Raw genomic sequence first — 646 nt, forward strand, 5'->3', positions numbered from 1 at the left:
CGGTTTACATTGATAATATTCGTTTAGAATCTGATTAATTCCTTACCCAAACTCTAGCGCAAGAAAATCAGAGAAGCCATACGACCCGAGACTTGGCCATCACGGCGAAAAGAATAGAAGTGTTGGTTTTCAAGAAAGGTGCAATGCGTGCCGCCATAAATCGCGCTGACTCCAATGGCTTTTAGCTCAATCCGGGCAAGTAGGTATAAATCTGCCAACCATTTTCCTGGTTCCTTTCCCGGGATAAAGGCTTGAGCGGCTTCGGGGTCTTTGTTACAAAATGCTGTATAGACATCGTCGCCAACTTCAAATGCCTTTTGGCTGATTGCCGGGCCAAGCCAGGCAATTACTTCATTGGGTGAGTCAAAGCTTTCTACAGTCTTAGTTAGGATGCCAGAAGCTAAGCCTCGCCAACCCGCATGTGCGGCAGCGACTTGCGTTGCCTGTTTGTTGCAGAACAGTACCGGAAGGCAGTCGGCCGTCATAACGACACAGGCTTCTTGCTGCTTGCGAGTATAACTTGCGTCTGCTTGAGTGCTGATAGATGAGCTTTCGGCCTGAACAAGAGTATTACTATGTATCTGCTCCAGCCAATGAATATTCTCTGCATTTAAGGCGCAGTGGGACGCAAGTACTGTCCTGTTGT

1 protein-coding gene is annotated in these 646 nt (G+C 47.7%); it reads right to left on the bottom strand.

What is annotated here, in order from left to right; translation table 11 throughout:
• Nucleotides 1-53: 53 nt before the first annotated feature.
• A partial coding sequence (pgeF, locus tag A3735_RS25150) for a peptidoglycan editing factor PgeF (protein ID WP_068638862.1) occupies nucleotides 54-646 on the bottom strand: 593 nt, incomplete at its 5' end.

Source organism: Oleiphilus sp. HI0061 (assembly GCF_001635675.1).